Here is a 23,380-nt window from a genome sequence, read left to right as displayed (position 1 = left end):
GGTTAAAATTCAATCAATTAGAAGATAAAAATCAGATAGGCAAGAAAAACGCCCCTGCAATTAAACGCTAAAAAATTGAGGGGCGAAAAAGGAAATCATACGCCCTAACCTGAGTCTAGGTTAGGGCTTAAATTTCAAACTGGGGCTATAGTTTAAGCACCCCAAACAACTGGTACAAATACTGACATTTCAGCTAGACCACGGTTGCTCCATGCATAGTAAGGAACGAAATTAGCTTTAAATGGCGTCATTTCTGGTCGCTTAACTGCACTATACATAGTTTCTTTACTTGATGAACGTAAGAAACCATCTGCACTAATTACAGTAGTCCCACCTAAGAAATCAGAACGGAAGTCAACTTCTAGCTCAGTGTTACCTTTTACATACACATCTAAAACACTCGTGTCTTGTGGTAAATCTGGTGATTCAATACAGTAAACAACTGGACCACGTTTAACCGCAACTTGGTTACGTACTTCTTCAATACGAGGATGACCTTCAACAAAAGTCGCTTCCATTGGAATATCGATAACAATCACGTCACCCGCTTTCCATTCACGATTTAAGATCGCATAGCTACTTGGCGTTGCTGCTATACCAGCATCTTCACCATTAATTGTAATAGTCGCGCCGGTAGCCCAACCTGGTACACGTAGAGCAATATCAAATGCTTGAGTTTTACACTCTTCAACTGTTAACTTCACTAAACCTTTCCAAGGATACTCAGTATCTTGTGAAAGTTTAATTTTTGCACCATCCAACATAGTTGTTTCTAGGTTGTTGCTACCGTATAAATTAACGTAAACACCATTATCCGCAAGACTATAAGCCCAACCAGATAAATTAGAGATTGTACGTACTAGATTTGGCGGACAACAGAAACAATCTAAGTAAGATTCACGGTTTGGTGTTTCAGTTACATCTGCGTGCGCATCATAGTCTCTTGTACCGTGAAGCATACGTAATGGATTAGCATAGAAGTAGTCTTTACCTTCTAAACTGATACCAGATAAGCCAGAGTTGTGCATAACTAGCTCAATAATATCAGCATATTTTGCTTGACCATTTAAACCTAACATACGGAAACTAAACATAGCATTACAAAGGTTTGCACAAGTTTCGTTGTATGCCGTTAAGTTAGGCATCATGTAGTCGTCGATGAAACCTTCTTCAATCATGTCACGGTTAGCAGACGCACCGTAGTGAGTTTGCCCAACAGCACCTGTTACATACATTTTCTTCTGTGTAACACGTTCCCATAAACGCTCTAATGCATCTTTAAGTGCTTGTTCACCTGTTTCTGCGTATACGTCAGCTGCACCCGCATAGTAATACAATGCAAGTACTGCGTGACCTACTGGCTCAACTTCTTCACGTAAAGGTGTACGCTCTTGAACCATGTCACCAATTGGATAACCAACTGTGGTTGAATCATGTTCAATTGCATAAGTACCACGACGATCAATGAATTTTTTTGCAAGTTCTAAATATTTCTTATCACCAACTGTGCGATATAACTCAACTAAACCCATAATTTGAGTTTGGTTAAAACCAAAACGTTGGTAGTGTTTAGTATCAGGGAAGAAATAGGTATACAACAAATCAGCATGCTTGATAGCAAGGTCAAGTAAGTTAGATTGACCCGTGATTCTATGGTGGGCACAAGCTGTAATTAAATAGTGACCTGTATTATACATTTCGTGATATTTACGATTTGAATAACGTTCAGCTGCAGGATCTACTTTTAATTGAATTTGCGTTTGTAAGTAACCGTCAGGTTCTTGCGCTTTAGCAATAATATCTATGTATTCATCTAGCTCTGTTAATAAAGCTGGATCTTTAGTTAAACCATAAGCATAGATTTTACCTTCCATAAATTTATAGAAGTCACCATCGTGCCAGTACATACCTTGGTGCTTGCCTTCTTTCATGCCAGCAGCAATCTTAAAGTTGTTTAATGCATGACCAACATCGCCGCATAAAACATCGCCCATGTAAGGTAACATGACGTCTACCGCTTTTTGAGTTTTTTCACCCCAAAAACCGTCACCTTTCCAAGAACAATCGCCAAAGTTAATCGCTTTAAGTTTTACAAATGGGCTTTCTGAGTTAGCCGTAATCGCATTTTTGTGTGCAACTTCAATCATTTGCCTACCCTCTTAATTTCTATATCTAGTATCTTACCCAAAACTTTGGGCACATTTGTTTATTGGGCGCAGTTGTTAAATGCTTTAACGAACTGCTGAGCTGCGTTACGCACCTCATCATCTGTCATGCTTGGCTTGTATAACGCTGACCCAAGGCCAAAACCATGTGCGCCAGCATCAACATATGGTTTCATACTTTCTTCTGTTGGGTTTATACCGCCAACAGGGAAGAATAAAGTTTCTTTAGGTGCAACAGACTTCAATGCTTTAAAGCCGTCTAACCCTAAGGCTGTAACCGGAAATAATTTAAGTCCAGTTGCGCCTGCAGCTAATGCATCAAATGCTTCCGTTGGCGTAACCACACCAGGGAAAGTAGCGCAGCCAGCTTCAACTGCCATTTTAATTACTTGTGCATTCATATTGGGCGTAACCACTAGGTTTGCACCTGTTTCTATGACTGCTTTAGCTTGTTCTGGTGTAGTCACTGTACCCGCACCGATTAAGTATTTATCGCCAAAATGCTTTACTAGTCGAGAAATACTATCCAGCGCATCTGGGCTATTTAGCGGGACTTCAAGCATTGTGAAGCCTTCTTGTACCAAAATATCAGCGATGCGAATCACATCATCAGGCAAAACGCCGCGAATGATAGCGATTAATGGAAAGTGCTGATTTAAATCAAATTCTTTAGTTAACATTGTTCAATTCCTTAATTAACCCTGACATGCCTGCAAGAAAACAATCGTCTCCGTTTACAATTTTTGCTTGTATGCCGAATTGCTCACAAACCAATACATAGCGCTGACATAGGCTTTCACCGCCAACTAAATAGATAGTTTGGTTCTTTAAATTTTTTAATTCATATCCGATCAATAGACCAGACAAGAAGTCATAAATTTCAGTTTCTGCTATCGTGCCAAATACTCTATGAGTACGGGCATGGAATAGCACATTAGTAAAATTATCTAGCTGGCTTTCTGTAACGCCTTGATAAAAGGCATCTGCCGGAGCAGATTTAGACTGTTCAGGTAGACCTTTACCCAAAATAGTCTGCTTAGAAATCACAGAAAATAACTCACCTGTCATATAGGTTGAGAACTCAGTCAGTTTGGCTTGCTCAAATTTCACATGCTTACTATGAGTGCCTGGCATGACTGCAATAAAATCAGTTTGTTCTACTAGCTTAGCTAAGCCAAAAAGCTGAACTTCTTCGCCACGCATTACATCATAAACAGAATCACTAACTTGGTAGCTAACACCCGGAATAATAGTCGCACTAGCGCCCCAAGGCAGATCAAATTGATGAGCTTGGTCAATAAGCTGGCCATTACTTAAAGGCGCAGCAGCATAAGGAACATTGACCCAACCTTGTAAAGAACCAACCATACCAGCCATATAAATAGGTAAGCTTTTATAATCACTCAACCATTCAGCTAAAACTGTTTCTAATGCCTTGGCGAATTGGCCTGCTTCAACTTGAAGCAGCCCCATTCCTAGTTCTTTCTTAGCTAATAAATCACCAGCTTCGCTCATTGCGAATGCTCTGAAGTTGGTGGTTCCCCAGTCGATTATCAAATAACTAGGCTGTATATCTGTATTGCTCATTATTAATTCACTTTCACTTAATTAAGTACAGCTGATGGTTTTCTGACTAAATCTTTTTCTATCATCTCAATCGATTTACCCTTAGTTTCAGGTAGGATAAATATCATGATGACAAAACCGATTAGCGCGATAATGCCGTAGTTCAAAAACGTATTTGCTGCGCCTAAATTCTCTAATTGCCACGGGAAGAATTGTTGAATCGCCCAGCTTGAAACGGTTTGAACCAAAGCAGCAAATGGTAAGGCGACACTACGTACCTGATTTGGGAATATTTCAGAGAAAATTACCCACATAATTGGTCCAATTGACATATTAAAGGCAGCTAAGAAGGCAAAAATACCAAACAGAACCATACCAACATTTACATTTTGAATAGATGCATTAATGATTGCGCCACTCACAAGAGGCAGCTCTCTTTTATCAAACATTTGCGCTAAATCTTTTTTAAGCTCAACATCTGTTGCATAGTTTTTACCAACTAAAGCATCTAACTTATCTAGCGGTATATTTTCTTTTTCCATTTGAGCTTTTATTTCAGTCACTGCAGCGTGGTCAATCTCGTAGTGCGCTTGGTTAAATCCAAACCAAACCGAAGTATGCGCGACAACCACTAATAACAATCCACCTAAAGTTAATAACCGACGACCTAGTTTTTCAACAAATGTAATTGCGATAATAGTTGAAACCACGCCGACTAAGCCTATGGTAATAGTTTGCATAAAAGTATCTTCAACGCTCATGCCTATTTGCTCAAATACCATAGGTGCAAAGAAGAGCACAGCATTCATCCCAGTCGCACCTTGAACTATCGCATATACAATCGCTAGCCATAAAACAAAGCTCATTTTTCGGCTAAACAAACATTTTAACTGAGTTAGAGTGTCAGTTTTTACTTCCTGATTTAAACTATCAATAACTTCTTTAGTAACTTCTTCGACTTTATCTTTAGCAACAATTTTAGAGAAAACGTCTTTAGCTGCCGAAACCTGGCTTTTCATTACTAACCAACGTGGTGATTCCGGAATTTTAAGCAACATTAAAATCCAAAATGCGTTCGCAATTAATTCTGCGCCTAACATGTAACGCCAAACATTTTCATTATTTAACCAAGAGATATCATCTATCACCAAAACCAGCACGTAGTTGATAATAAAAGCGAGTAACAAACCTATCGCGATCATAAATTGATTAATAGATACAAATTTACCTCTGAGGTCCGCGGGGGCTATTTCCCCTATATACATAGCCGAAACTGTGATGGAAGCAAATGCGACACCACCAATAAAACGGCCAATCACTAGCATTTCGTAACTTAATGCGCTGGCGGATACAATAGAAGAAAGTGAGTAGGTAAATGCAATACCGAGTAGTACTTTCTTTCGGCCAAATTTTTCACATAAGGTACCAGTAATTAATAACGCCAGAATAACACCTAGCAGGGCGCAACTAACCACGATACCAACTTGCATACTATCAAGTTCAAATTGCGAACTAACGTAACGTATAGCGCCTGAAATATTTGCAGCGTCTAAGCCAAATACAAAACCGCCAAATGCTGCGATTAGCGAGTATACAGTCACATTTTTATGATAATTTTGACTACTCATAATTAAAACCTATGATATTTCGTAACAGAGAAGCACTTGCTTACCTGCCGAAACTGTTATTAACAACTCCAACAACTCGTTAAAACACATCTCTGTAATTCAACAAGCTAATTGGAAACTTTTCAAATTAGTCTTTATAAACTGACAAAAGACTAATTGTTAAATCATCCTGATTAATCTAACTCAGCTAGTATTTACCGAACTGAGTTTCTAATCGCATAATTGCATCACTCAAGAGTTTTTCCGTTAAACGCTCAGCCAATTCAGCATCTCTATTAAAAATAGCTTCATATACCTCAATATGAAAAGGAATCGAGGTACCATTTTGTCTAGGATCTTTATTTGTAATTTGAACACTGACTAACAAAGCACTATAAATCACCCCTTCCATTGAGGTTAAAAATTCATTATGTGCGGCTCTTAGCACGGCTTTGTGAAATAACGCATCGGCGATTACAAACTTTTCGACTGACCCCTGCTCTGCCTCTTCTTCCATTTTTCGACAAGCATCTTTAATAACAGCTAAATCTTCTTTAGTTGCTCTTTTAGATGCCCAATAAGCCGCTTTAGGCTCAAACGCAATTCGGATATCCATCATTTGTTGTAAAAACGAATAATTAGGCGGCGCAGAAATATGCCAAGCCAAAACATCATCATCCCACAAAGTCCAATGATTTCTCGATTTAACCTTAGTACCAATCCCGCGACGAACTTCTAATAAACCTTTAGAAACTAATATTTTGATTGCATCTCGAACGACCACTCGGCTCACTTGAAAACGCTCAACTAATCTAGTTTCATCTTCAATCAAGGTGCCTGGTTCATATGTGCCAGCAACAATCCTTCTCCCTAATTCACGTGCCACTTGGACAGGTAAACTAGGCGCCATAATAGTCGTCCTTTTTAAGTCGTAATAAACCAGTTCATTCATTAAACAACACCTCAATTAAACATTGACTTAATATAAACATAATACGTTTAAATAATCAAATAAAAACACATAGATTTTATTAAAACATTAATAATATATTTAAGTTTTATTTAACTAAACATTTGGGGGAAATTGAATGTTATGAAAGAAATGTATTTAAAAACAGCTGGTTAAGAATAATAGAAAGGTTGCTCAAATGTAATTTTTATGAAAATTAAATGACACAAAAAAAAGACAAAAAAATAGCGCTACTTATTTTACTAAGTAACGCCTTATTAAATGTAAACAGAGTGATTAGATTAAGGGTTTGCTAATGGACCAACAATAGTGCCTGTTGTTGCCGATTCAAGAATATCTAACGAAATAGCGGCGCCTTCAGCTAAATTATCGAAGTTTTCGCTATATATCTCAGTGGTTCCTGCAACATCTGAGTATATTTTCATATCATCAACATTAACACCACCACCAGAACCGCCAACGGTTGAGAATTGCATCATCTTAACACCAATATCTACGATGAATTTCGCGATACTGAAATTTTCGAAGAATTCACCTGAAATCTCGCCACCAGCAGATGTGACCGGTACGCCATCAATAGATAATGAAATGACAGGTAACCCACTAGGCGTAGTTGCTTCAGCGGCTGCACTAGCATCCCATGTAAAAGCAACATCTACCCACTCACCAGGTGTATGAGTTTGATCAAGGGCAAAGGTTGTCTTTGTAGCTTTACCATCCATCAATCTAATCTGGCCATTACTCTTTAAAGTAATTGCCCCCATGGTGCGCTTATCATCAGAGTTAAAGCTACGCCCAAAGAAGATGATTTTAGCATCTTTGGTGCCCGTCGCTTCATAGTTCACTTTAAAGTTCATTTTACCTTGTTCTAGTGTAAGGTCATCCGGCATTTTTATTCGGAAAATACCGTTAGCAGCACCACCATCAACTTTAGCGGATAAATTACCGCCGACCAGACCATTAATAGTAACAGGAATATCCGCAGCAGTACCATCAAGAGCCATTACTTTGATCGTTTCAGTTAATGGCGTTGGCGCTGTGCCATCACCTTTTAACGCAATAACTTCAGCATTTGAATTATCTAGTTTATATGTCCAAGCGCCAGATTCATCAATTGAGAATGTACCATAATTAGTACTGACAGCATCTTGAACTTGAAATTTAGCTTCATCAAAGTTTGGATCTGTTATGGTTAATGAACCGCTCGAATCTGTACTATTAACATTAACCATAACGGTCGAGGCACCAGTATCATCTACAGGAAGTCCTTCGATTACAGCTGGAACGGCTAACGAGCCTTTAACCGTAATAGTCACTGTCGCTTCTGTTCCGTCTAAAGATGTAATAATAAAGCTATCTTCTAAACTTGGCGGTGTGTCTGTTTCTTCTGTGTAATTTAACGCTTTAACATCCGCATTAGTTTCATCTAAGTCGTATGTCCATTCACCTTTCGCTGAATCAAACGTCACAGCACCATACATAGCAGTAGGCGTTTGTGCAGCAGCAAATTCAGCTTCTGCAGGGTTATCATCTTTCACTGTCACTGTGGCACTAGCAGTGCCATCGTCATATACAACTGAATAAGTTAACGCACCAGCAAATGTAGCAGGTACATCCATACCGGCAACAGTTACGGTAACGCTCGCAGTTGAGCCATCAGCTGTTTTAAACGAAAACGGCGCTTCAACCAGTGAAGCCATATCCGAGCTAACTAGAGCTTTTACATCTTCGTTCGCTTTATCTAGCGTATATTTCCATTCACCCGCAGCATTAATAAAAAAGCTACCGTAGGTCCCTGTTATAGTATCTGAATAAATTAACGATTCATTAGGGTTAACATCATTCACTTTTACTGTGCCAGTCAGCTCAGTATATTTAGTCGCAGTACCAGTAAAATCACCTGTGATTTCAGCAGGCGTAGCTTCAACCATTGTGTTGTCGTTATCACTACTACATGCAGATAAAGCAGCAATAATTGATAAAGTTAGGAATTGTTTTTTCATCATTTTTCCTTGTTACTTGTTCTTTTTTAATAGCTCTATTGCTCACAACCAATAGAGCTAATATTTATCAGTGGACTAAGTTAAATTACATCTCGATAGCAGAAACTACGCTGTCAGTTGTTTTCAGCTCAAGGAATTCACTACCTCTGGCCGTAACTAAGTCACCTGCTGCTGTATCTTGAAAATCATCTGCAAATATTGGTGTATCTAAAATAGTTGCTGCTGGATCTGAATATACTTTGATGTCATCAATAAATAATGCACCTACGCCACCGTTGTCTTCATTTTTAGGCATAGTGAATTGAATTTCAGAAACATTATCAGTCAAGCTATAACTTGCTAAAGTTTGAGCAAGGAAAGGCATGGTCGGATCAGCCGGAATCGCAGCATGTGACGAACTAACTGGTGTACCGTTAATTGACATAGTTAACTTAGCTGGTAAACCAGAGTTTTTCTGCCAAGTAATTTCAATATCAAACCACTGACCAGGGGTATGCATTTGATCGAAAACAGCATAATCATCAAGAATATTATTTGAGACTGGATCTCTATCGTAGTCTTTACCAAGGTATGTACCACCATCAATAATTTTTGGCGAGTACATATCTATCGTGCCATCAGATGCTGCACGAACATGCGCAACCCTTCTTTTCTCTGAGTTAAAACGCGAACCTATCACACCAAAACCAGCTTTAGATGGCGCATCTGGGGTAACTTTAGCTCTAAAAGTCAATTTACCTTGCTCACGCATAGCTGTTGTAATGCCGCCCTTGTCTTTTAAAGTCACAGCTAAAAGCGTAGTTTCATCTTTTGAGCTTGGTAACTTAGCAGCAAAGTTTAATGGCGCACCTGTAATACGAACTGAGAAATCTCTAGATGTGCCATCTTTAGACATAAGTGTGAATGTTTCTTCAACAAAGTCTTCAGGCTCAACTAATATTTGTAGTTCAGGCAATGTGTTATCTACTTTGTATTCCCAAACACCGTCAGCTGTAATAGTGAATGAACCATATTTAGATTTAGGCGTATCCGCTTCTGTGATAACCATAAATGAAGATTCATCAAAATTTGGATCGTATACACGTGCTTGACCAATCGCATCAGTTTGGTTCATAGCAACGTTAGCAACCCAAGAGCCTTGAAGCTCTGCTGGTAAATCTGGGTCTAAACCTTGGATAACAAAATTTAGTTCAGCTGTTGTACCATCAAGTGAGGTCAGTACAAGCGTATCAGTTAAGCTAGCATTTGGATTATCTAAAATGGCGGCAACATCTGGGTTGGTTTCATCTAAATCATAAGTCCATGCACCATCACCCGCTTCCGTCATAGTGAAGGTACCGTACATAGCTTCCGGGATTTTAGTATAATCCGGATCAGCTTCACCATAGTTAACATCGGTAACACCAATAGTACCAGACGCACTACCATGACCTGTCGTTAAATCAACAGTCATACCCTCACCGAAAGTTCCGAAGAACCCAACTTCTGTTTTAAATTCGTTATTAAAATTAGCAGGTACTTTTTTCGCTTCGCTGTTGTCTAAGTCACACCCTGATAGGGCTGCAATCATAGACAAAGCCAGAATTTGTTTTTTCATTTGGTTGTTCCTGTAAATACTATTTATTCTATTCGTATTGCGTAATAACCACTTCAATAAAAACTCAAGTCGAAATCACGCAATAACTACATCTCAATTATGCTCAATGCGTAAAATTAAAAGTTATAACTAAAGCTGACAGAGTATGTGCGCCCAGCAAACCTGATACGGTTAATTGCTTGGTCATTACCGCCAATGTATTCATATTCTTGACGATTATTTAAGTTAATCGCCATAAAGTTAACTTTCATACCTTTCGCGAATCGATAAGATGTAGATAAATCTAAACGACCACCAGCAGTTTGAGTACGAGCATCACTACCTAAGAAAGAAGTATTACCACCAGCGCTTAATAATTTCTCATCTTGCCAGTTGTAAGCTAAACGTATACTTGCGCCATCATTTTCGTAATAACCGATTAAATTATAAGAATATGGCGCGATTCGAGTCATAGGTTGACCGCCACCTTCATCTAAATCGATTTTAGTAAAGTTAAATACACCACCGAAACCGTTAAATGGATAAGGTAAGAAATCTAATTTTTGTTGGATTGCTAATTCATAGCCAGTCACACGAATTGGAATATCACTATTAAAGGTTTCTTTAATCACGACTTCACGATTACTAACAATATCCTCGCCATTGCCCGGATCATATTCACCAATTTCTTGACATTTAGGCAGAGTACCAGCACTCGGTACTAACTCGAGTTCACCCACATCATATTCTTCATGATTGCCGATAGGACAAAGCGTTTCTGTGACGATCTTGCCTTCAATATCTTTGACAAAAACACCCACCGACATAGCTGAACCTTCTCGGTTGTACCAAGCTAAAGACAGATCATAGTTAGTTGAGGTATAAGGTAAAACTTCTGCTTTAGAATTTTCTAATTTAACTTTAGTTCTAGTATTTGTATTAACTGGACTTGGGTTTTGCGCCATTAAGTTTGGACGCACTAGCGCTTCTGAATAAGCGCCACGTAATACAACATCGTCTGTTAAATCAAGCGCGATATTAAATGACGGTAAGGTGTTGTCATAATCTGTTTCAGTTAATACAGCTATGCCCTTACCTTCATCATCAAAACCTTGGCCGATTACATCATTGGTCGTTTCAACATAACGCACACCAAAGTTACCGGTGAAAGTCATATCACCTAATTCACCTTCATAGTTACTCATAAGGTAAACAGCATTAATCGCTTGGTCTGCAGTAAAGTTAAAACGATAGAATTCATTCAAGCCATACTCATCAGAAGTTTGGCTTCCTTGTAGTTTAACCGCAAAACCTGTTGGATCAGCCTTCGCCCAATCTTCAATGATTTCACCTGTATCAGTGTCATAAGCAACCATATCTTGCTGAACTAGGTCTGCTAAATATCTAGAATCCAATACTTTCCAGCCCGCATCAGAGCCATAATGGCCTGGATATTCACCATTAAAGTATGGAGTTTGATTATCTGATGACAAGCTATCTTTGTATAAAACATCGCCATTAATTTGAGATAAATTCATCGCACCACCACCAACACGTTGGTCGTAGGTTTCAAGAATTTCACGCGAGTGACGACCACCAAATTTAACACTGGTGACTCGGAAAGTATCATTGCCTAAATCTGTATAGCGCTCAAAGTTTAACTCGCCAGATTCAAATTCACGCTCTGGGCGTTGAACGCGGCCATTAACATAATAATCTAGTGACTTACCACCAAAATCATCTAATGCATATGTACCTTTATTAACATGACCTTCTTCAAAATACCCCTCAGGGAAGTCACTCAATGATAGAGGATTAATTTTTGGATCGAGCGTACTTCCAAAACTGGTTAAAGGAACGGTTTTCCAACCATTTTGATCTCGCTTCCAAGAATTATCACCTAAGTCATATAGAAGCTCATCAGGATTTTCAGGATCACGCTGAAGCAGGACACCATTTACATCAGAATAATTCCAATCGTTGTAGCCATCTATGCTTGCAAATGCTTTAGAAAGATCGCCATTTCCCGTATTGATAACACCATCTATGCCTGTTGGGGCATAATAGTATTTTTCGCCATCATCCAAATCACTATAGGTTTTATTGGTTTTATTAGTATGACGTAAATCTAAACCAGACATGTGAAATTCGTTGATTGATTTAGACTTACTCACAGTACCGTCTATCGCCCAATCACCAATAGTGTAATCCGCATATAAGAACACACCTTTAGCTTCTTCTATTTGAGAAGATAAACGATTTGAAGGTGTCCAACTGACATTGGTCATAGCTGCATGTGTCACGGCATATACAGGGATAGTTGCAAGATCTGGGTGGTGAATATCTGGATTATATTCATCATTAGCATTGTTACTCAAACGAATTGGGTCACCAAGCAGAGTCACTTTTTGCGTATCTAATCTGCCTTTATCATCATCACGACCGATTGAAAACTGAACATCTTCCATATTACTGTCGCTTAAATCACGCTTAGTGTAGAGGAAATTAGCACCAATTTTTAATGAGTCTATTGGACGGTATTCAATATTACCCGTTGCAGAAAAACGCTTACCACGAGAGTTTTCTGTTACCTGACCCGCTTTACCTATTACCTTCATAATCGCTAAAGGTTCAGTTATACCGTGCTCAGCCTTATAAGCATTTAAATCTGCAGGACTAATAAAAGGAGTGTATTCGATAGAATGATTTACAACATTGTTAAGTGCTGTGTATTGGGTGAAATTTGCGGTATCACGACGGAAGTTTTGATCAGAGGCCGCAATTTTGAATGCAACGCCTAACTTATCTTTAATTAAATGCTTAGAAGCAGAAATTCTGATTTGCTTATCCCAAGCTTCAGACAACTCTTCGTAACGACCACCAATATTGATTGAATACTTGCCATCTTTAGTACCAAGTGCACGCTGTAGTTTTTTATCAACCACACCAGCAATACCACCTTCTTGTATATCGGCAGTTGGCGCTTTAATAACTGTAACACCGTCAAATACACTTGCTTCAAATGAACCGAACGGATTTGCATCACCAACATCCCCCATACTTCGGCTAGGGGTTGCAAATGATTGACCTTCCGCAGTTGTTTTAACATAACCACCAGCTAGACCACGTAAGTTAATTTCTGAGTTACGTGAACCATCGTCAGTATTTAACTGAATACCCGGAATAGCTTGTAACGCTTCACCTAAGTCTAGAGCTGGAAGTGAATCCATATCTTTTGCTGAGATAGCGTCAACAATAGAAGGCGCATCTCGTTTAGTTAATAACGCTGATTCTAATGAGCTACGTACACCTGTAACTTCTATTGTTTCAACTTCTTCTTGTGCCTTCTGGCCATCAATTGCAGATTTTACTTCAGCAGCTAATACTGATGGGGAAAATAATGTCATCAATATGCTTGCAGAGCCACCAAGTAGTAGCGACCTTTGTAAACTTTCGTTTCTTGAATTTTCTTTGGTATTACCCATGAGCATCTCGCCTATATTTGGATCTATTCTTGTATTTTGTAGTGTTAACTTAGCGCTAACATTCCCAACACAAGTATAACACCAGAAAATTCACAATTAGTCAAGACCGCTCACATGATTCCAACTAATTTCACTCACAATCAATCAAATTTCACATATTTCCAACAAGAATCATTAATAATCAATATATATCAAGATTATTAACAAGCCTGTGTAAAGTACCTGATTTCATTCTATATGGTGTCTATATGCGGCTTAATAGGCGCTTAAATTAAACTTTTAGATATATAGGACAGGTTTAAAGAAAATGAAAACGTTTCAGATGAGAGATGGGAAGATTGAGGTTTAGTCTTGATCTCCCCTACCAACAACAAGAATAAGTAGTATAAAAAACCAATATGAAATTGAAGAAGCATGACATGAGAATAGATAAAAACCTCATAAAAACAGATACTTAAACAAGAATAAAGGCTAGAAAACCTAAGGTAAGAAGAATTTATCTATATTTAACATACTGATAAATATAGATAAAAATTTTATAGCATATAGGATAAACTTAATATTTGTAAACTAAACATTACAAAATTTAAGTTTAAAACAATATCAATAATCTATATTAAATTTTATGGGGGGTTTTGACACTAAATTAACAAGGCTTTGGGTAGGTCTAAACAACACCCCACTAAGGGGCAGTAACACGTAGGCTAAAATTAGGAGCGGAGCGAGAGCCTTAAGTGGTTTGTTATAAGACAATTTACTTTGAAGCATGACCATACACAATCAAGTGGTTCACTATTGCGTGAGATTTTGGGTTGCCAATAAGTTCATTGGTTAGTTCATTTCCCCCCCAGTCTTCTGTCATAAAATGATCATGAGCATGACCGGACTTTTCAGCTTGCATAGCAATAGCGTCTAATCTGCGTGATAGCCAGCGCAACTGTTCTGGAGAACCATGGATATAAACCTGTTCAGCATCCTTGTCTTTCTCAACTGTTAGCATGAATTTCCTTTTGACTTATAACAATGCCGCTAAAGAGCGGCATTGTTAAAAATAATTAAATATTAACAAACTAAACGTTAAATTCTTTTCTTAATCGAGTAGATGCATCACCCAGTAGTTTTTCAGTTAAAGATTCCGCCAGTGCAGCGTCTTTATCTAAAATAGCCTGATAAACTTCACGATGAAACGGAATTGACGCTTCATTTTGAGCAGCATCTTGGTTCGTAATTTGAACACTAACCAATAACGCAGAGTAGATAACGCCTTCCATTGAACTTAAAAATTCGTTATGAGCCGCTCTTAATACTGCTTTATGAAAATGTGCATCGGCAACAATAAACTTATCAATAGAGTTTTTGTTGGCTTCCATAGATAAAATGGCCGCTTCTATTGCTGAGATATCTTGATCGGATGCTCTTTCTGCTGCCCATCTCGCTGCTTTGGGCTCAAACGCTAAGCGAATATCCATCAATTGTTTTAAAAATGCAGGACAAGGCGGAGCTGATATATGCCAAGCTAAAACATCGTCATCCCATAAAACCCATTGATCTCTTGGCCTTACTTTAGTACCAATGCCACGACGAACATCAAGTAAGCCTTTGCCGACAAGAATTTTAACCGCATCACGAATAACCACTCGACTAACTTGATATCGATCAGCTAATTTATTTTCGTCATCAATTAATGAACCTGGTTCAAAAGTACCAGCAACAATACGTCTACCTAACTCTCGAGCTACTTGAATTGGCAAGCTAGGGGTCATCTTAGCTGCACTTTTTAAATCGTAATATACAAATTCACTCATAATACTTTCACAATTATCATACTTTTAAACTTGACTTTAATATAAACATTTTACCTTTAAGTTTCAACTTTAATCTAATCTAGTCAAATATAAAATCAATTTTTATAACTTGTTTAGATTAATTAAGTGGAATGAGGATGGAGTTGTCAGAATAGCTACAGGGTTTAACTTAAAAAGCTGGGACCTAAACCCCAGCTTTGTGACTTGAAAAGTATATGTAAGGTTACGTGCTAATTATTTGTATTAGCCGCATTTAAACTCATCTATGTAAGAATCTAAAACTTCAGAAGTTTCATTCAATTCTTGGCTCGCCATCTGCGTTTGCTGTACATGATGCGACATCTCTTCAGAATCTTCTTTAATTTCGTGAATTTGCTTATTGATATCATCAGATACAACCGTTTGCTCTTCGGCAGCCGTGGCAATTTGGGTCGACATTTTAGCGATATCATCAAGCTCTTGATGTAATACGCTAAACGCCCCTAAGCTTTCCACTACAACATCAACAGCTTTAATACCTTGAGCCTTCAACTGCTCCATATTAGAAGTGACGGTATGAGTTCCCTTTTGCAGCGCTTCAATTTGATGCTTAATATGCCCTGTCGATTCTTGAGTTCTACTTGCTAAGCTTCTAACCTCATCTGCAACCACAGCAAAACCTCTACCCTGCTCACCTGCCCTTGCCGCTTCAATTGCTGCATTGAGTGCCAGTAAATTTGTTTGTTCAGCAATACCTTGAATCACATTGATAACATCGCCAATCGCATTGCTTTCGGTATTTAGTTGTTCAACCAGTAAGGTCGCGGTATCTAACTCACCAGTTAAGGTTTCCATAATTTCTTTACTAGTTGTTGCACCTTTAGCGCTTTTATCTGACATTTCGAACAACCTCAAAACAGCATCAGAAGTGTAAATAGCACTGTTAGAAACTTCTTTAACCGAGGCCGTCATTTCATTCATTGCAACTGAAACGCCATCTGTGTTTTTATTTTGATTGTTAGCCCTTGTCTGAATTATCGTCATTGAGTTAGAAACATTCTCAGTTAACTTAATCATTTTAGCTTCGACGTCTCTAACTCCAGCTAAAGTTTTATTAAAGCTACTTAATAATAACTGGAATGCGCTTGCTACTTCAGAAAGCTCATCTGTGCCTGTTACTGTGACTGGATAAACTAAATCTTTATTTTTAGCAACATAGCTCAATTCTTTAACCATATTTTTAAGCGGTTTGACGATGGAACGGATAATAACGAACGAGAAGACCGCCATAAATAGCACACCACCAATTATGATAGCTAAACTCACCCAAACGCGTGATACAGCTTGGTCGTATAATTCATCGGCTTTAGTTTCGATTCTTTTTGCTAAGTCTCTTTTGAAATCATTAAGGCTATCTATATTTTGGCTCGAATCTCTGTACCATTGGTTAGCATCTAGATCTAATTTTTTGCCCGCAGAACCTCTAAATTTAATCCAAGATGAATTAACTTTTTTGTATAACTCAGACTCTAAATGTTGTTGCCTAAATTCGATTCTTAACGCTCTTGAAGCAAATGCGTTAAAACGCTCTACTGCGTTTGACAATTCTTGTCGTGTGGTTTTTTCTCTGGCATATAAATTATAATCTAGATTTTTCATATAGATAGCTCTGAGCACAACACCTCGCTCAACAGAGTATCTTTCACCTAAATTAACTAAAGCATTATATGCATTGCTTAGCAGAGATAATTCTCGGTTGTTCGACGCAATACGAACAATCGCTTCAAATAATTTATAAAATCTTTGTGAGGTCGCATCATAGGTTACCAAAACCCACTTATTACCGTCTTTAATAATATATTGGTCAACTAACGATCTCGCTTCCAACATAGCCTCTATGCTATTTTTTAGTGACGTTAGCTCTTCAGCAACTTCAGGCACCAAAGCAATTTCAGTTTGATGATTTTGAATATATTGGTTAAATAGTCCGAGCTGGGTATCAACTGCCTGGCGGCTTTGTTTGAGAGAGCTTTCGAATTCATTCCCCTGACTACCAAAATACTCACCTAGGGGGCCAACAAAGTTATTTTCTTTCGCTAAAAAACCGTTGGATAAATCTCGTTCATTTTGAACTTGATCCATCAACTTACCGGCTTCGTAGGATAAAGCCATAACAAACTTTAAATTTTCAAATATGAGCTGCTCTTTTTTAGCCGTTCGATACTGATTTAACGAAAATAAACCTATAATAAGCATAGGTAACACAGCGAGTATAATAATACGGCTGCGAATATTTAAATGACTTAATATTCCCATTTACTGTTCCCGTGAAATTGTGGCTAATATCACTATTTACAATGATATTAGCTTAGTATCAATCTTTCATTTTGGCGAAAAAATCCATATTTGTTCATTGAAATACTTGATTTATATAAAAAAGATAAAGCCCAAAGGAGTCAACTGAGCTTTATCTCACACAAACTTATTACTTAAGCTTAAAAGTCTCATGGAATTTAGGCATACCTTCTTTACGCCATAAATACCCTTCTTCAGTATTATGGAACCAAAGTGGTTCTTGGTTAGACCAGCTCCAACCTTCCATTTCTAATACTAGGTCACGTAAAATGTCTGGGTGCTGCGCACTGACATCGGTTGTTTCCGCAATATCTTTCTCAATATCGTAAAGGACCCAATTATTATCTCCGGTTTTAACCGCTTTCCAGTTATCTCTTCTCGCTGATGCATCACTTGAATAACCTCTATGACGTAGAGTGTAGCTAGCTTCACCTGCGTGAGGATCTGTGCCATTCATTAAGTGAGGAAAAACATTTTTACCATCCAGTTTTTTACCCTCAGGAATTTTGGCTTCGCCTAAAGCAGCAAACGTCGGGTATAAATCAAGTGATAACAATCTAAAATCATTCTTTTGATTAGGCTTAATTTGCTTCGGCCAATGGAAAAACATAGGCGTACGATAGCCACCTTCATGGACATCGCCTTTACGACCTTTTAATGGGTAGTTATTCGCACCAGTGTTTGGCTTACCACCATTGTCGCTTGCAAATACGATTAGTGTATTTTCAAACTGCTTATTTTGCTTTAATGCTTCAACAATTCGAGCAACACCGCGATCAACCGCATAAACCATACCTGCATAAACTTTACGTTTTTGATCTGTGATATGTGGGAACATATCCATATCTTTTTGCAAGGCTTGCATCGGTGTATGTGGTGCGTTATAAGCTAAGTATAAAAAGAAAGGATCATCTTTTTTAGCCGCTTTATTAATAAAGTTAACCGCTTCTCTAGATAAAGCATCGGTAATATATTCTTGCTCTTCAACTTCAACACCATTGTGCTCTAATGGTCTTAAATACTCTGGAATGAACTTAGCATTTCTCGCTTTTAAATTGTTATAAGCTTTATTAAAGCGCTCAGGGAAATAGTCATGACCGCCCCCAGTAAAACCATAAAATTCATCGAAACCACGTTGATTAGGATGGAATTCCTTACCTTCACCTATATGCCACTTGCCAACTACACCCGTAAAATAGCCTGATTTTTGCAACACTGTGCTAATGAAAGTTTCATCTTTAGGTACACCTAAATTAGGCATAGTATTTGGCAAATTAAATTGTGAACCAATTTTATGTGGGTAACGACCTGTCATTAACGCTGTTCGGCTTGGGCCGCAGAAAGGGTGAGCCATATACGCAGCACTAAAAGTAATGCCACCTTCAGCTAATTCATCTAATGACGGAGTTTGTATGTCTTTTGAACCATTAAAACTGACATCAGCGTAGCCCATATCATCAGTTAAAATAAATAAAATGTTCGGCCTAGAGTCATCAACCGGCGTTGCTACTGATTCACAACCAAGGACTAGAGTGAGTAAAACGAATATTAGATGTTTTTTATTTAGCAATTGCATTGTAAGCGTCCAATATGTTGAGATTTTATGGCTACCGAATCATTCGATAACCATAAATATATTAAAGAATCTGATTATTCGCTAATTTGAACTGAAACACGTTTAAGCGTTAAGTATTCAGTTAAGCTATATTGTGAACAATCTTTACCTACACCACTTTGTTTTAAGCCACCATGAGGTAAGTGAACACCATAGTGAACTTCATTTACACAAACGCTGCCGGCTTTGATTTGATCTGCAGCTTGTAAACCACGTTGTAAATTAGTTGTGTAAACATAAGCCGATAAGCCATATTCATTGTCGTTAGCTAGGGCGATGACATCATCAGCGTCTGTATACTTAATGATAGGTAATACAGGGCCAAATATTTCGTCTTTCACTAATGACATTGATAAATCGACATTTTTTAATATAGTCGGTTCTAAGTAATAACCTGGGTTACCTTCAGGTATGTTGCCGCCTAGTACAACTTCAGCGCCATTTTCAACCGCATTTTTAACTAAACCAACAATTCGAGTACGTTCTTTCTCATTGATTAAAGGTCCCATAATGCGACCTTCAACTCGGCCTGCAGCAAGTGAAATCCCTTGCGCATGTGCAGTTGCTTCAGCAACAAATTCATCGTAGATAGATTCGTGCACCATACAACGATTTGGCGACACACAAACTTGACCTGAATTAGCGAATTTAAGATCCACTATGCTTTGCGCTGCTTTTTTAACATCTGCATCGTCATAAACGATCACTGGTGCATTACCGCCTAACTCAACAGAGAAGTGCTTAACACTGGTACAAGCTGTCTTCATCGCGCCAACACCCGCACGAGTGGAACCTATCATGGTAAATAATGAAACATCATCACTCGTTAATAACGGGTCAGTAATATCATAATCATCACTTGTGATCATATTAACCACACCAGCAGGGATACCCGCTTCAATCGCTAACTCAGCACATTTTAATGACGCTAAAGGCGTCGCTTGTGACGGTTTGATGATTGCTGCGCAACCAGCCGCTAAAGATGGGCCAATTTTATAACCAACATTTAGTAGTGGGAAATTCCAAGCAAGATAACCAACCACAACGCCTAAAGGTTGACGACGAATGTAGTTTAAGATGCGTCCATCTGGATCTGGAATAACAGGCTGGTCAATACGTTTCATTTCTTCAACAAAGAAACGTAAACAAGTTGTCAGCATACCAAAATCGTATTCTGCGTTATCCGCAGGCTTACCTGTTTCAGCGATTAAGATATCAATGATTTCATCTTTGTGCTGCTCAAGTAAATCAGCATAAGCTAGGATAATTGGCTCTCTTTGGCTTAATGGCATAGCAGACCATATTTTAAAGCCTTCTTTTGAGCTTTCTAATGCTTGTGTAATATGTTCTGGGCGAGCATCAGGAACTTCAGCAATGACTTCGCCTGTTGCTGGATTAACAACTGAAAATGTTTTAGGTGAAGAGACTAACTCACCATTAATTAGCATTCTGTATTCATTCGTCTTCATAGTGTTTCTGTCCCATTAACTTCAAATTCTTTCATTGCTGATTTATTAATTGTTACACCTAAACCAGGTGCTGTCGGCACAATTGCGTTACCCCTTTCTACTTGAACGGAAACCTCGTAGATATCATCTCTTAATGGGTTTTCAGTTCTATCATATTCAAGTAGTAATTGTTTTTCTTCGGCTCTACCTGGTTCATGATATGCCGTCGCTAAAAAGTGAGTTGCAGCAGCTAAGTTTAGTTGAGTTCCCCAAACATGTGGCAACATATTCAAACCATTTGCTGACGCTAAAGTTCTAATCTTCAGTGCTTCACTTGGCCCACCGCAGTAAGCTAAGTCAGCTTGCACTATTTGAACGCCACCAGTTTCGATTAATTTTTGGAAGCCAAAACGCGTTTGCTCGCATTCACCAGTTGCGATTGGTAAATCTAGCTTGTCTTGTAATTGTCTAAATTGCTTGTAATGCTCTGGCGATAACGGCTCTTCAAACCAGCCGTAATCATTTTCATCAAGTAGTCGACCGATTTTGATCGCTTCAGGTAGGTCAAAAGCATGATTAGAGTCTGCCATTAATTGCGTATTTGGTAAGGCTTCTCTCAATGCAACAATGAATTTTGAATCAAAATCGATATTTTTACCGACTTTGATTTTCATCGCTTGGAAACCTTCTTTAGCGTAACCAACACCTTCTTCAACTAACTTAGGTAAAAGCTCTTCTTCTGGTAAGTCTAGGTAATACATGCCCGTTGCATAACAAGGAACGATATCACGATTTCTGCCGCCCATTAGTTCGCTAACGCTTAGACCTAGCGCCTTACCTTTTAAGTCCCAAAGCGCCATGTCAATACCAGACATAGCGGCCATCATGACACCACCACGGGCAAAATCTAATGATGAACGCCACATATGTGACCAAATTTTATCTGTTGATATAGCATCCATACCAATCACTCTTGGTGCATAGAATTTTTCGACCGCACCTTGAATGACATCCGCAGGACCATAACATTCGCCCCAACCTGACACGCCTGTATCTGTTATAACTTCAATAACTAATACGTTTCGCTGTGCGTAAGACCATTGAGAAAAACCAAAAGGATTATCTAGATGGCAACGTAAATGATGGGTTCGGATACATTTAATTTTCATGGTTTATTCACTTCTTAAAAATGAGACAAAAGCTTTTCTTGCTAGCTTTTATCTCAGACAAATCGATTAGTTATCAAAGATACTTTTTGTAATGGTGACGAAACATTTTCACCGATGGATCTTCAATACGGGTTAATTCTTGCTCCAACATTTTGGCCATCTCAGCTAATTGACTCTGATACTTTTTGTCTTTAATCAGGTTGTTAACTTCAATAGGATCATTTTTCAGATCATACAATTCATCTCGTGTATCGCCTGGATTCCAGACAAATTTCATTTCAGGCGTTCTAATGGCGCGTATGCCAAACCAAGAGCCGTTGTACCACTCATAAGCATATAAAGCCGTATCCGGTTCACCTTGCTTAGCTGCATCACCTTTCTCAATTAATGGGTTTAAAGATTCGCCGTCAACATCGCCGTCATTTTCTAAGCCCATCCATTCTGCTAATGTTGGCGTTATGTCTAGCATGGAAACTTGGCGGTTAATGATCTTAGGCTCTGCTGTTGGTTTTTTAATAATAAGTGGCATACGCATTAATTCGTCATAAGCGTAAGGGCCTTTATCATATAAGCCATGTTCACCTAACATACTGCCTTGGTCACCCAATAAAACGATATGCAGATCTTCATACATGCCTTCTTCTTTAGCCGTTTTAATAATGTCACCGATAATTCGGTCAACCATAGCGATAGCGCCATAGTAATAAGCTCTAGATTTGCGCCAATCCATATCGCTCATATGGCCAACATCGTGCCAAGGCCACCAAATACCATCTTGCGCAAGCGGTTTATTTTTTCTTTCAGCTAAATGATTTTCTGGCAACTCTAAAGTTGCAGGATCAAACATGCTTGCATATGGCTCAGGTACTCGATATGCAGGATGAGGCTGATTAAAGCTTATGACACCAAAGAAAGGACGATCATCTTTAGCTGCTTGTCTAATCATGTTTTGACCATGGACAAGTTTCTTGTAGGCCGCTGTATCTTCATAAGTACCAGGTAAAGTCATCCAGTACTCATGCTTTTCATTATTTGCATCTAATTTACCTTCGTAATAACCTTTTACTTGAGGCACTTTTACATATGGCGTCCATTGGCGAGTAAAGCGTTCGCGAGGTTCATGGCCATGCGCCAAGTCAATTTCAGCACCACGTAACTCTGTACCTCTAGCCCCTAAGTGCCACTTACCAACATGTCCGACTAAGTAACCAGCTTCTGAAGCTCTTCTAAGTAAACCACCTTCTTTTGGATCCAGCTCTGCTAGGCGTGAATGGTATAATTCAACATTATCATCTAAACCATTTTTGTGGCCCCAACGCCCAGTGAATAAGGCAGCACGAGAGGGTGAACAAAGACCTGTGGTTGTCATTGCATAGTCAAATCTTGTACCTTCACTTGCTAAAGCATCTATGTTAGGTGTATTAACTGGACCGCCACGATAAGAAAAGGTATCAAATCGCATATCATCAAAAAAGATAATCAGTACATTTGGCTTTTTAGCGCCATTGGTTTCTTGGGCTAAAGTGTCTGACTCTGGCTGTAACGCACAGCCAGCAGTAAGTACACTCAGCGCCACCACTATTGAACTCGTTAATTTACTAAACATAAAAAACTCTTATAAATTCGTTCCACGTTAT

The 23,380-nt window shown here is 38.6% G+C and carries 15 protein-coding genes; all 15 read right to left on the bottom strand.

The features are described 5' to 3' along the window. Window positions 1–152: 152 nt before the first annotated feature. The 15 genes from XM47_RS14410 to XM47_RS14340 all read right to left on the bottom strand — a co-directional run bounded on the left by XM47_RS14410 (window position 153) and on the right by XM47_RS14340 (window position 23,349). Entirely contained in the window at window positions 153–2,147 is a 1,995-nt protein-coding gene (locus XM47_RS14410; protein ID WP_048693954.1) for a glycoside hydrolase family 127 protein, read from the bottom strand. 59 nt (window positions 2,148–2,206) lie between these two features. Beyond that, the gene (locus XM47_RS14405; protein ID WP_048693952.1) at window positions 2,207–2,845 is read right to left on the bottom strand and encodes a 2-dehydro-3-deoxy-6-phosphogalactonate aldolase; all 639 of its coding nucleotides are present in this window, start codon (window positions 2,843–2,845) and stop codon (window positions 2,207–2,209) included. Further along, window positions 2,835–3,752, bottom strand: coding sequence for a 2-dehydro-3-deoxygalactonokinase (locus tag XM47_RS14400; RefSeq protein WP_048693949.1), 918 nt, complete (start codon window positions 3,750–3,752; stop codon window positions 2,835–2,837). Before XM47_RS14400 ends, XM47_RS14405 begins: the two co-directional genes overlap by 11 nt. A 17-nt stretch (window positions 3,753–3,769) precedes the next feature. Next, window positions 3,770–5,359, bottom strand: a complete 1,590-nt coding sequence (locus XM47_RS14395; protein WP_048693946.1) for an MFS transporter — start codon at window positions 5,357–5,359, stop codon at window positions 3,770–3,772. A 187-nt stretch (window positions 5,360–5,546) separates the two neighbouring features. Next, a complete protein-coding gene (locus tag XM47_RS14390; RefSeq protein ID WP_048693944.1) occupies window positions 5,547–6,290 on the bottom strand; it encodes a FadR/GntR family transcriptional regulator in 744 nt (247 codons plus the stop codon). Window positions 6,291–6,589: 299 nt separating this feature from the next. Beyond that, entirely contained in the window at window positions 6,590–8,311 is a 1,722-nt protein-coding gene (locus tag XM47_RS14385; protein ID WP_048693941.1) for a VCBS domain-containing protein, read from the bottom strand. A gap of 85 nt (window positions 8,312–8,396) precedes the next feature. Further along, entirely contained in the window at window positions 8,397–9,908 is a 1,512-nt protein-coding gene (locus tag XM47_RS14380) for a VCBS domain-containing protein (protein WP_048693938.1), read from the bottom strand. A 116-nt stretch (window positions 9,909–10,024) separates the two neighbouring features. After that, window positions 10,025–13,372, bottom strand: coding sequence for a TonB-dependent receptor (locus tag XM47_RS14375; protein WP_048693936.1), 3,348 nt, complete (start codon window positions 13,370–13,372; stop codon window positions 10,025–10,027). A 754-nt stretch (window positions 13,373–14,126) separates the two neighbouring features. After that, complete coding sequence (locus XM47_RS14370; protein WP_048693933.1) at window positions 14,127–14,372, bottom strand: Imm32 family immunity protein; 246 nt, start codon at window positions 14,370–14,372, stop codon at window positions 14,127–14,129. A gap of 70 nt (window positions 14,373–14,442) precedes the next feature. Next, complete coding sequence (locus XM47_RS14365) at window positions 14,443–15,177, bottom strand: FadR/GntR family transcriptional regulator (RefSeq protein WP_048693930.1); 735 nt, start codon at window positions 15,175–15,177, stop codon at window positions 14,443–14,445. Between the two features lie 243 nt (window positions 15,178–15,420). Further along, window positions 15,421–17,472: a methyl-accepting chemotaxis protein gene (locus tag XM47_RS14360; protein ID WP_048693928.1), complete on the bottom strand. Its 2,052-nt coding sequence runs from the start codon at window positions 17,470–17,472 to the stop codon at window positions 15,421–15,423. A gap of 169 nt (window positions 17,473–17,641) precedes the next feature. Beyond that, window positions 17,642–19,087 carry a sulfatase-like hydrolase/transferase gene (locus tag XM47_RS14355; RefSeq protein WP_048693924.1) on the bottom strand — a complete coding sequence of 482 codons (1,446 nt, stop codon included), beginning with the start codon at window positions 19,085–19,087 and terminating at the stop codon, window positions 17,642–17,644. Between the two features lie 74 nt (window positions 19,088–19,161). Further along, window positions 19,162–20,595, bottom strand: coding sequence for an aldehyde dehydrogenase family protein (locus XM47_RS14350; RefSeq protein WP_048693921.1), 1,434 nt, complete (start codon window positions 20,593–20,595; stop codon window positions 19,162–19,164). After that, window positions 20,592–21,743, bottom strand: coding sequence for a mandelate racemase/muconate lactonizing enzyme family protein (locus tag XM47_RS14345; RefSeq protein WP_048693918.1), 1,152 nt, complete (start codon window positions 21,741–21,743; stop codon window positions 20,592–20,594). Before XM47_RS14345 ends, XM47_RS14350 begins: the two co-directional genes overlap by 4 nt. Before the next feature lie 73 nt (window positions 21,744–21,816). Beyond that, a complete protein-coding gene (locus XM47_RS14340) occupies window positions 21,817–23,349 on the bottom strand; it encodes a sulfatase-like hydrolase/transferase (protein WP_048693916.1) in 1,533 nt (510 codons plus the stop codon). Between the last annotated feature and the right edge of the window lie 31 nt (window positions 23,350–23,380).

It is taken from the genome of Catenovulum maritimum, assembly GCF_001050375.1.
Lineage (GTDB): Bacteria > Pseudomonadota > Gammaproteobacteria > Enterobacterales > Alteromonadaceae > Catenovulum > Catenovulum maritimum.
The sequence above is the reverse complement of the archived record's forward strand: the minus strand, read 5'-3'. Positions and strand labels throughout refer to the sequence as shown.

Bases quoted from the DNA above. Each gene is read 5' to 3' on its own strand.
- XM47_RS14410 (WP_048693954.1), bottom strand. From the start codon at position 2,147: ATGATTGAAGTTGCACACAAAAATGCGATTACGGCTAACTCAGAAAGC.
- XM47_RS14405 (WP_048693952.1), bottom strand. From the start codon at position 2,845: ATGTTAACTAAAGAATTTGATTTAAATCAGCACTTTCCATTAATCGCT.
- XM47_RS14400 (WP_048693949.1), bottom strand. From the start codon at position 3,752: ATGAGCAATACAGATATACAGCCTAGTTATTTGATAATCGACTGGGGA.
- XM47_RS14395 (WP_048693946.1), bottom strand. From the start codon at position 5,359: ATGAGTAGTCAAAATTATCATAAAAATGTGACTGTATACTCGCTAATC.
- XM47_RS14390 (WP_048693944.1), bottom strand. From the start codon at position 6,290: ATGAATGAACTGGTTTATTACGACTTAAAAAGGACGACTATTATGGCG.
- XM47_RS14385 (WP_048693941.1), bottom strand. From the start codon at position 8,311: ATGAAAAAACAATTCCTAACTTTATCAATTATTGCTGCTTTATCTGCA.
- XM47_RS14380 (WP_048693938.1), bottom strand. From the start codon at position 9,908: ATGAAAAAACAAATTCTGGCTTTGTCTATGATTGCAGCCCTATCAGGG.
- XM47_RS14375 (WP_048693936.1), bottom strand. From the start codon at position 13,372: ATGGGTAATACCAAAGAAAATTCAAGAAACGAAAGTTTACAAAGGTCG.
- XM47_RS14370 (WP_048693933.1), bottom strand. From the start codon at position 14,372: ATGCTAACAGTTGAGAAAGACAAGGATGCTGAACAGGTTTATATCCAT.
- XM47_RS14365 (WP_048693930.1), bottom strand. From the start codon at position 15,177: ATGAGTGAATTTGTATATTACGATTTAAAAAGTGCAGCTAAGATGACC.
- XM47_RS14360 (WP_048693928.1), bottom strand. From the start codon at position 17,472: ATGGGAATATTAAGTCATTTAAATATTCGCAGCCGTATTATTATACTC.
- XM47_RS14355 (WP_048693924.1), bottom strand. From the start codon at position 19,087: ATGCAATTGCTAAATAAAAAACATCTAATATTCGTTTTACTCACTCTA.
- XM47_RS14350 (WP_048693921.1), bottom strand. From the start codon at position 20,595: ATGAAGACGAATGAATACAGAATGCTAATTAATGGTGAGTTAGTCTCT.
- XM47_RS14345 (WP_048693918.1), bottom strand. From the start codon at position 21,743: ATGAAAATTAAATGTATCCGAACCCATCATTTACGTTGCCATCTAGAT.
- XM47_RS14340 (WP_048693916.1), bottom strand. From the start codon at position 23,349: ATGTTTAGTAAATTAACGAGTTCAATAGTGGTGGCGCTGAGTGTACTT.